This is a genomic window from uncultured Ligilactobacillus sp. (genome assembly GCF_948826705.1).
In the GTDB taxonomy this organism is placed as follows: Bacteria; Bacillota; Bacilli; order Lactobacillales; family Lactobacillaceae; genus Ligilactobacillus.
On the sequence record NZ_CAQLEL010000077.1, the window covers coordinates 19,104 to 28,274 of the forward strand.

Below are 9,171 nucleotides of genomic sequence, written 5' to 3' on the forward strand. Positions count from 1 at the left end.
ATAACATAGGAGGGCGGACGAATGGACTTGATTGATTTAATTCCTGATCTCGATGAAGTCGCGACTGCTGAAAAAGTCAAAAAATTTTTTGATAAGGATCTTGAAAGGCTATTGCGGTTGGCTGATAAACAGCGTAGTTTCTTCCGCTCTGTCAGCATGGACGGTATGCCTAAAGCACCTAGTCCAGGTAATGGCCAAGAAAACATGGTCGTCAAATATGTTAGTAGCGAGTCAGCAAAAGCTAAGTCTATTTTAGAAGATGTGAGCGTCGCTTTAAATCACTGTAGCAACACTTATCAGTTGATACTTTACTATCGCTATATCGAAGGCTTAGCAGACTGGCAAGTAGCTCAGAAAGTGCAATATAGTACTGCTCGATACTATCAGTTAAAGATAGCCGCATGTATAGAGTTTGCTGAAAGATTATGTGTTCAAAGAAACAAGATAGATCTAAGAGTGAAAACTATATGATTGGTAGAGCGCTGTCATACTATTAGTAGAGCGCAGTAAGAGCACAAACGGGTTATTATGATAGTGTCCCGAAATGGGATAGAAACTTCTTTCTTTTAGGTGATCTTAATTGCATTCTGACGTGTCGTTGCGTCATTAAATAAGTGCGACGTGTGGGCGCGATAAGTCCTTGCCACGTAAATGCCGAGTGTGGCAAAATGACCCGGTATTGAAGAGTAGCGTAATGCTAGTCGGTTCGAGTCCGGCCCGGGTCTTTATTTTAATAATATTCTACAGTCAGCTACAACAGCTGGCTTTTTATTTTACTTAAAAAATCGGAGGTGGGTGAAATGATGTGAAGAAGCTAACACCTAAGCAAAAAGCGTTCGCTGATGAATATCTTAAGTCCGGGAACGCAACACAGGCAGCAATAAAAGCTGGTTATTCGGATAAGTCAGCGAGATTTGTAGGAGCTGAGAACCTAACAAAACCCAACATAAAAGCCTATATAGACGTTAAAATGGCTGAAATCGAGTCTCATAAGATTGCAGATGCAAAAGAAGTGTTAGAGTTCTTAACTGCTGTCATGCGTGGCGAGACAAAAGAAACAGTCTTTGTCCAGTTTGGCAAAAGCTATGCTGAAGAGAAAAAAGAAGCAGACATGAAGACTCGTATAAGTGCAGCAAAAGAAATCATGAAACGTTATCCAGGCAACGATCCACTCGTCGCAGAACAAGTTCGTAAGCTCAAAGCAGATGCTGATTCAGCTGAAGCTAAAGCAATGCTCAATGCTTTTGAAGTACAAATTAGACAAGAAGAATTTGGAACTGATGAAGACGAAGTTCGAACAGACGACCTGGCAAGTGCTGTTGCTGAAGGGATGAAGGGAGTTTTTGGCGATGAAGACGAAATCGAAGCTTAACGTCAAATTCACGTTCAAACCTTTCTCGAAAAAACAGCTACAGGTGCTTTTCTGGTGGCAATCACCGCAGTATAAAGACAAGTTCGCGATCATAGCTGATGGCTCTGTTCGTGCTGGGAAAACAGTCATCATGTCGTTTTCTTACGTTCGCTGGGCGATGATGAATTTCGATGGCGTCAATTTTGGGATGGCCGGAAAAACGATTGGATCACTTCGCCGGAACGTTATCCGAGATCTAAAACGAATGCTTATCTCTGAGCATTACCACGTTAAGGATAATCAATCAGAAAATATGTTGACGGTCTCTAAAAACGGGAAAACGAACTACTTTTTCCTTTTTGGTGGGACTAATGAAGCATCCCAGGACCTGGTCCAAGGTATCACCTTGGGCGGGTTCTTTTTTGATGAAGTTGCTTTGATGCCGGAAAGTTTCGTGGCACAAGCGACATCCCGTCTGTCTGTTGAAGGGTCAAAAGCGTGGTTCAACTGTAACCCGGATTCACCGTATCATTGGTTCAAATTGCAGTGGATAGATCAGTTGGCAAAGAAGAATGCGATCCGGATTCATTTCTTGATGAAGGATAATCCTTCACTATCTGAAGAAACACTAAGGCGCTACGACTCTATGTATTCTGGCGTGTTTTATCTGCGATACATTCTGGGGCAGTGGGCTATGGCCGATGGCTTGGTTTATGACAACTTTGACCGGGAAAAAATGGTGGTCGACATCCCAAAAGACACGGTTTGGGAAAAGCAATGGATCAGCATCGATTACGGTACGCAAAATGCGACTGTATTTAAGCTGTGGAGCTTATTTAAGGGTACTTGGTACAACAATGCCGAGTACTATTATTCCGGCCGTGAAACCGGACGACAGAAGACAGACGAGCAATACATCGATGATCTCGAAGATTTCTTCTTTGAGCATGATCTTAGCCGTAAAAATGTAAAGCTGATCGTCGACCCGTCCGCTGCTTCTTTCAAAAAGGCTTTGCGAAATCGTGGCTTTGTAGTCGTCAACGCTAATAACAACGTTCTTGACGGCGTTCGTTTCATGATGACGCAAATGAATTTAGGAAAAATGAAATGGACAGAAGCTAGTCAGTACACGCTCAAAGAATTTGGGTCTTATATGTGGGATAAGAAAGCTGCTGATCGTGGTGAAGATGCAGTCGTCAAAGAACACGATCACTGCTTAGACGCTGACCGGTATTTTGCAATGAAAGTCTTATACGTCAAGAAACAAAGAAATATCAAACTACGCAAGGAGGGTATCTAGTGAAATATTTGAATGATCGTTGCATCGTTAGTGATGACAACGTTTTTTATTACGATAGCGAACAGGAGATCACGCAAGCTGATGTCATGCGCTTTATCTTAGAAAATGAGCAACTTGCTCGTGAGTACGCAAAAATGCGCAGATATTACAAAGCGGATCACGACGCTATCGTGAAAGCTAAGCAAAAACCAAATAACAAACCAGACAACCGCCTTGTTTTGAATTATCCAAAAAAGTTAGTCGACACGTTCACCGGTTTTTCTGTTGGTAAACCTGTTCAGATCACGTTGCCAGAAGATCTAGGTAATAAATCGCTATCTCAGTTCAATGTGTCACGCAAAATGGATAGTGTGATCGCTCGTGTCTGGAAAGAGTCCTGTATTTTTGGCAGGGCTTATTTTTATGTCTATAGTCACGACAGCGAGATCTACGTTACTGACGCATTACCACTCGATACATTCGTGATTTATGACAATACAGTGGCGCATAAGCCGTTGTACGCAGTCCGATATGGACATGTCGGAGCATCTGCTAACTATAAGATCACGGTATTTTCTGAACGTTATCAATGGGAATCTGATACTAGTCGCAATACAAGTAATTTCGGTGTTCGACAAGCTAACCCGTTCGGGATGATCCCGATAATCGAAGCAGTGGAAAATGATGAGCGCTTGAGCGTGATCAAGAACGTTTTACCGCTGATCGATGAGATCGATAAAGCAATGTCTGAGAAAGCAAATGACGTCGATTACTTTGCTGATGCATACATGAAAGTACTAGGTGCGATCCTTAGCGAAGACGACCTCGAAAACCTACGCAATTACCGCATCATTAATCTGAAGTCTCGAGAAAGCGACGACCCAAACGAAACACCAGAAAGCTTAGACGTTGACTTCTTATCAAAGCCCAATGCTGATGAGACACAAGAAAATCTTATCAATCGGATCGTTGATAATCTTTATCAAGTTTCAATGATAACTAACTTGAACGATAAAGATTTTGGCAACTCAACAGGTGTGGCGCTCGAAATGAAGTACAAGCCGATGTTAAATCTGGCCACTTTGAAGTCTCGTGGTTTTATCGAGTCATTGAAGGACATGTATCAAGTCGTGTTTGCTTCAGATCTGATCGAAAACATCAGTCGAGCAGCGTGGAAAGACCTTGATATCAATTTCCAATACGATCTACCACACGACACGCTTTCAGAAGCTCAAACGGCCCAAATCTTAGCGAACCTGGTATCAAGTGAAACGTGGCTCAAGACGCTTTCTATCGTTAATGATCCACGCCAGGAACAAGAACGAATGGATCGAGAGAAAAACGAGCAGATGAAAGCTAACATGCAAGTGCTAAAGCAAACGAATGCTTTGACGGATGGTGATGCAAATGCAAACAGTCGAACAAGTCAAAAAGCGGATTGATTATCTGCTTGAACGTGATCAAGCAACTGAAGCTGAGATCGAAAAAGTGTACAACGAAGCGGTCGATACTTTGCGTGCGATCGTGAGCGACGTGCATAATCGTTATGCAGTTGATGGCGTGGTCGTTCCGGCTAATTTATATGGCAAGGTCACAGTAAAAGACATGCTTTTACTCAAACAACAGTATGACAAGCTCCCAGATGATTTGTCAGCGCAAGAACAAGACCGAGTGGAATATTATACTGCAATGAGTCAAACGTCTCCTAGGGGGCTAATAACGGCTTTAATAGGTATGGCTCTTATTGTAGTCACCCACAAAGTCAGCAAGATCATTCAAAAGAATAATCGGATAGCTGTCAAAGAAGAAATCGCCTATCAAGCAAAGTATGAAAACAGTCCAAAAATGTCAGTCAAGAAGTATGCTGATCCAGAATTCAAAGTCAAAACGGTAAAAGACTTTGTTCCCTGGACTGAGCGAGTATTGACAGATCATGATCAAGCTGTTAACCGGATCAGCAATGTGATCAATAGCATGGTATCTCAAGGGATGCGCGCAGAAGATATCGCAAATCATTTTTATCCGGGAAATGCGGAAAGTATGCGTGCTGATAATATTCCTAAGATCATTAGGGATGCGACAGTCAAAGCCAAACGAACAGCTCGGACTGAAGCAGCTGCAAGAGAAGATGCGATCGTTGAACAAACATTTAAAGCAAACAACGTGAAGTACTTTGATTGGGTGACTGAACCCGGGGCGTGCAAGGTATGCACTAGTTGGGCTATTTCAGGCCCTTACAAAGTCGGGGATGAGTCTAGTCCGCGAATTCCTGGGGACTCGCATCCGAACTGTCGATGCCGGCGGGTTGGAGTTTATAAATCTGGACCGTATGACTTTATAGATCTTTCGGATATTGATGAAAGTAAATTTAAGGAGTTAGAGAGACGGTTAAATAATGTCATTAAGGTTTATAAGGCTGAAACAGGTATAGACATTAGACAAGCTATAAAAGATGGAACATTCAGTAATAAGACATTAGATAGAGAAGATGTTAAGACCGGTTTTATTGATTGGCTTTTCCATGAAGTTGGGTATGATACAAAACCTAGAGTGGTAAAAACTTTTAGCGCTCATGAATGGTTCAATAAAATTGCAGAAAACCCTAAAGATCCAAACTATTTAGAAAAACCTACTGTTTTTTATCGTGGTATAAGAGCAAACGGCGATATAGGGATGGATAAAATAAAGTTTGATTTATTCAAGGGAGACTATATTCCGTCGGGAACGTTTACGTCAGATTGGGGTAGAGGAATCTATATGACTAAGCACCGTCAGACGACAGACAGGTACACTAGAGGAAACGGAGAAGTTTTAGAATTAGGATTAGCTAGTGATGTAAAGATATTGGTTGTAGATTGGAATATAAATAACAAAATTACTAAGCTTGCAGATGATTTAGGTTTGCCGTCAAGATACTATACTGATACTCACTATGATATAGTTGCAGTTCTATCGGGATATGATATAGTGAAGGAAAATAGATATGCTGTAGAATTGAACGTGATGAATAGGGGTAAGATAGAATGGAAAGGCACAAATACTTAGAGTACAAATACAAAATAGATTATTTTGTATTGGAAAGAATCTGGGGGCAACAAGGACCTGTCGAAAATCAAGCTGCGTTTAACGCATACGTTACTTTTAGACAGAGAACAAGCCTAAAACATTACCTAATGTTTGATGAAGACGGACGGATGGATAACCCTGATGGATGCTATTATTTCAATGATGTTGAAGAATTAGTATTCCAAGAGGGTAGAGAAGAAGATAAGATTATGATGCGTACTAAGATCAAGGAAAATATGGTATCAAGAGATACGGTACTTTAGGAGAGTTGTATATGAAATCTAATTCCTACGCTCGAGTAGCATGCAAGATCTTGAAATACTTAAATGATTGTTATGAGAACGGCTTAGATGCTAACGTTGATAGTCTGAACGCTAGAACGTTAGGTATTTCTGATCGCCAATTATACGAAACGATGAAAATGTTGTCTGATGATGGTTACGTCAAAGGAATTGAGTTCATGGACGTTATCCCACCAGAAAACAGTGTACTCAATCATCCGAGAAACTGGCACATTACTAGCCAAGGTATCCAGTATCTGGAAGAAAATTCACTAATGCAAAAAGCTTACAAAGTAGCCAAAGAAGCTAGAGACTGGTTACCGTTGATATGAACAAGGCATTCCATGTGGGATGTCTTTTTCTTTTGCCCAAAACATGCTGACGGCGTTAAAAGCTGCAAGGCAAAACAGTCAAACAAGACTTTAAAAAGGAGGGGTCCATTTTGGATCAAGAAGAACAAAACGTACAGGAGACTTCGCAAGAACAAACATCTGTTCAACAATCACAAGAAAAGACGTTTACTCAAGATGAAGTCGATCGTATCGTGACAGACCGTGTTAAGCGCAGTAAAGACAAGTTACGTTCACAGCTCTTTGAAGAAGCTAAGTCTAAAGTCAAAGCTGAACAAGACGAAGCTAAGAAACTCGAAGAGATGAATGCGACTCAACGCCGTAAGTATGAAGATCAGAAACGTGACGAAGAGCTAGAACAGCTTAGAGCCAAAGTGCAACGTCAGGAAATGGAACAAACGGCGATGGGGATCTTGAAAGAAAAAGGGATCTCTGTTGACCAAGATGTTTTAGATTTGGTGGTAGCTGACACAGCTGAAAAAACATCTGAACGCATCGACAAATTCGCTGATCTAGTCGAAGCAAAGGCTCGAGAAATTCGACGTCAAGACTTCAGTACGAGTGCGCCTAAACATTCCGGAAGCGGGCAAAAGGTCGCTACTTTGGACGAGTTCAAACGCATGTCATACACTGAACGCTTAGAACTTAAAAAAGAGCAACCAGAATTGTATCAAGATCTGGTCAAAAAATTATTTTAGGAGGAATTAAGCAATGGCAGACAAAGTAACTTATAGTCAAGACATGTTGGATCCGCAAGTCTTAGCGGACATGATCCCAGCTGAATTGACAGCACAAATGAAATTTACAGGCTTAGCTACAGTCGATAGTACGCTAGAAGGACGTCCAGGGACGACAGTGGAGTTTCCAGCTTGGAACTACATCGGAGACGCCCAAGACGTCAAGGAAGGTGAACCGATCGAAACATCTAGCTTGACCTATGGATCTAAAGCAGCAACGATCAAAGAGATCGGTAAGGGTGGTTCGATCACTGACCAAGCTTTGCTTACGGGATATGGTGATCCTTACGGCGAATTATCTTCACAGATCGCAAAAGCAATGGCAAACAAAGTCGATAATGATGTCTTAGCAACGCTAAAAGGCGCGACTCAAAATGTTACAGTCCCAGCTACTGTTGACGGTATTCAAGACGCCTTAGATATCTACAATGACGAAGATGATAGTCGTATTGTCTTGCTAGTTTCGCCAAAAGCGGCGGGACAATTACGCTTGAAAGCTGGTAAAGATTGGTTGCGTGGTACACAATTAGGTAGCGATGCTTTAACTAAAGGTGTTTACGGCGACATTTTAGGTGTGCAATTAGTACGTTCGCGTAAATTAGACGCCAATGAAGCCTACCTTGTCAAAGTTGATGGGGGTAATAAACCAGCGATCAAGTTGATGATGAAGCGCGGTGTTAAAGTTGAACCAGATCGTGTACCTAAGCTACGTCGTACAGATATCTATGCGACATCTTACTATGCTCCATACCTTTACGATCCAACGAAAGTCGTTAAGGTGACATTCTCTGATGTGACAGGTAAGAATGGTACTACTGGTGCACCTGAAAACAAAGAAGTTAATAACGAAGTGACAAACGTTGATGAAGATAAGCGTATCGGTAAGCAAAAGAAAACAACTGGTACGACCGGAAAGAAGCCAGGTGAGGTCTAATGGCTTACGTGGTAACTAAAGCTTTTACTGACAGCAACTTGAACTCAGTTGATGAGAATGGCGAAAAGCATGTTTATTGGGAAGGTGACACTTACCCGTACAAACCATATGCTGGGGCCACTACAAAGCTGAGATTAAAGGAATTGCTTGAAGGAGGCTATATCGATGAAAGAAGAGATGAGGACGGCGATCAAGGCTCGACTTGAGTTGTTTCCAAATATCAAAGCGATCATCGGAAAGCTTGATGAAGCTATCTTAAATAGTTTTATCGAAGACGCTTTAAATCAAGTTGAAGATGATGGTTTTACAGAAAAAAATATTGTGATGGGTGCGGCGTATTTGACGGCGCATTTTTGTTATGTAGCAAGTAACGAAAATTCAAACATTCAAGAGCAAACAGCTGCAGTCTTGACTGTTAAATATTTTGATCGTGGTGGTAGTGATGATTATTTAACTGAGTATTTACGACTGAAGCGAGCGCTCAAGACAAATACTAGTTCGATTCGTTTTTTGTGAGGTGAAAATAAATGAGTGAAGAAGAAAAAGTAATCGAAACGACAGAAATCAACACAGATGATGCTGTAGTTGCGCCTGTCGAAGAAGAAAAGGTCACGAGTGTAATTGTCCCACCACCAAAAGAAGAGGCTCAAATCGAACAAGAAGAGCCAAACGAGACAGTTAAACCAGAACCGACACCAGAAGAATTGTCACCTAAAAATTTGTATGGTCGCCTCAAAGGACCTATCAAGTTTTATAATGTCGGAACAAAAGAATGGGAATTGGCACGTTGGCAACCACCATATCCAACGCCTAAAACACTTGAACCATACACTTTTAAAAAAGGTGACAAGATCTGGTTGCTAGCTGAAAAATGGGGCGTGACTAACGCTTGGATCCGACGCTGCAACAGCATTGATTACCTTGACCAAAACAAGATTAAACCAGGGACCGTTTTGAAACCAACGTATACACCTTCTGCACGGGATCAATACGTGAACGAAACGATGTATCGCTTCTATGGATATTAGTATCACAGGAAGTGTGACTGGCGATTTTGGACTTGATAAGACGATCGCTGAACTGAAAAAAATCGATGGTAAAACTATTGAGGCTGGACTATTTGATGGGATGAACGAAAAGAAAGCAATTTGGAATGAATATGGGACGAGTCGA

The 9,171-nt window shown here is 41.6% G+C and carries 12 protein-coding genes; all 12 read left to right on the top strand.

The annotated features are described in order from the left end of the window. The first annotated feature begins 21 nt into the window (after window positions 1-21). The 12 genes from Q9Q35_RS05250 (at window position 22) to Q9Q35_RS05305 (ending at window position 9,026) form a co-directional block, all read left to right on the top strand. A complete protein-coding gene (locus Q9Q35_RS05250) occupies window positions 22-471 on the top strand; it encodes an ArpU family phage packaging/lysis transcriptional regulator (RefSeq protein WP_304652458.1) in 450 nt (149 codons plus the stop codon). Window positions 472-805: 334 nt separating this feature from the next. Beyond that, on the top strand, window positions 806-1,372 hold the full coding sequence (locus tag Q9Q35_RS05255; protein ID WP_304652459.1) for a terminase small subunit: 567 nt from the start codon (window positions 806-808) through the stop codon (window positions 1,370-1,372). Beyond that, window positions 1,350-2,651, top strand: a complete 1,302-nt coding sequence (locus Q9Q35_RS05260; protein WP_304652460.1) for a PBSX family phage terminase large subunit — start codon at window positions 1,350-1,352, stop codon at window positions 2,649-2,651. Before Q9Q35_RS05255 ends, Q9Q35_RS05260 begins: the two co-directional genes overlap by 23 nt. Continuing rightward, complete coding sequence (locus Q9Q35_RS05265) at window positions 2,651-4,072, top strand: phage portal protein (RefSeq protein WP_304652461.1); 1,422 nt, start codon at window positions 2,651-2,653, stop codon at window positions 4,070-4,072. Before Q9Q35_RS05260 ends, Q9Q35_RS05265 begins: the two co-directional genes overlap by 1 nt. Then, entirely contained in the window at window positions 4,038-5,675 is a 1,638-nt protein-coding gene (locus Q9Q35_RS05270; RefSeq protein WP_304652462.1) for a hypothetical protein, read from the top strand. The genes Q9Q35_RS05265 and Q9Q35_RS05270 overlap by 35 nt, the downstream gene beginning before the upstream one ends. Then, window positions 5,654-5,959 carry a hypothetical protein gene (locus tag Q9Q35_RS05275; protein ID WP_304652463.1) on the top strand — a complete coding sequence of 102 codons (306 nt, stop codon included), beginning with the start codon at window positions 5,654-5,656 and terminating at the stop codon, window positions 5,957-5,959. Before Q9Q35_RS05270 ends, Q9Q35_RS05275 begins: the two co-directional genes overlap by 22 nt. Window positions 5,960-5,970: 11 nt before the next feature. Continuing rightward, on the top strand, window positions 5,971-6,309 hold the full coding sequence (locus tag Q9Q35_RS05280; protein WP_304652464.1) for a YjcQ family protein: 339 nt from the start codon (window positions 5,971-5,973) through the stop codon (window positions 6,307-6,309). A 110-nt stretch (window positions 6,310-6,419) separates the two neighbouring features. Further along, the gene (locus Q9Q35_RS05285) at window positions 6,420-7,025 is read left to right on the top strand and encodes a DUF4355 domain-containing protein (protein ID WP_304652465.1); all 606 of its coding nucleotides are present in this window, start codon (window positions 6,420-6,422) and stop codon (window positions 7,023-7,025) included. Window positions 7,026-7,038: 13 nt separating this feature from the next. Next, window positions 7,039-7,998, top strand: a complete 960-nt coding sequence (locus Q9Q35_RS05290) for a N4-gp56 family major capsid protein (RefSeq protein WP_304652466.1) — start codon at window positions 7,039-7,041, stop codon at window positions 7,996-7,998. After that, window positions 7,998-8,204: a hypothetical protein gene (locus Q9Q35_RS05295; protein WP_304652467.1), complete on the top strand. Its 207-nt coding sequence runs from the start codon at window positions 7,998-8,000 to the stop codon at window positions 8,202-8,204. The genes Q9Q35_RS05290 and Q9Q35_RS05295 overlap by 1 nt, the downstream gene beginning before the upstream one ends. Continuing rightward, window positions 8,164-8,514, top strand: coding sequence for a hypothetical protein (locus tag Q9Q35_RS05300; RefSeq protein WP_304652468.1), 351 nt, complete (start codon window positions 8,164-8,166; stop codon window positions 8,512-8,514). The genes Q9Q35_RS05295 and Q9Q35_RS05300 overlap by 41 nt, the downstream gene beginning before the upstream one ends. A gap of 11 nt (window positions 8,515-8,525) precedes the next feature. Continuing rightward, entirely contained in the window at window positions 8,526-9,026 is a 501-nt protein-coding gene (locus Q9Q35_RS05305) for a LysM peptidoglycan-binding domain-containing protein (protein ID WP_304652469.1), read from the top strand. The last annotated feature ends 145 nt before the right edge of the window (window positions 9,027-9,171 follow it).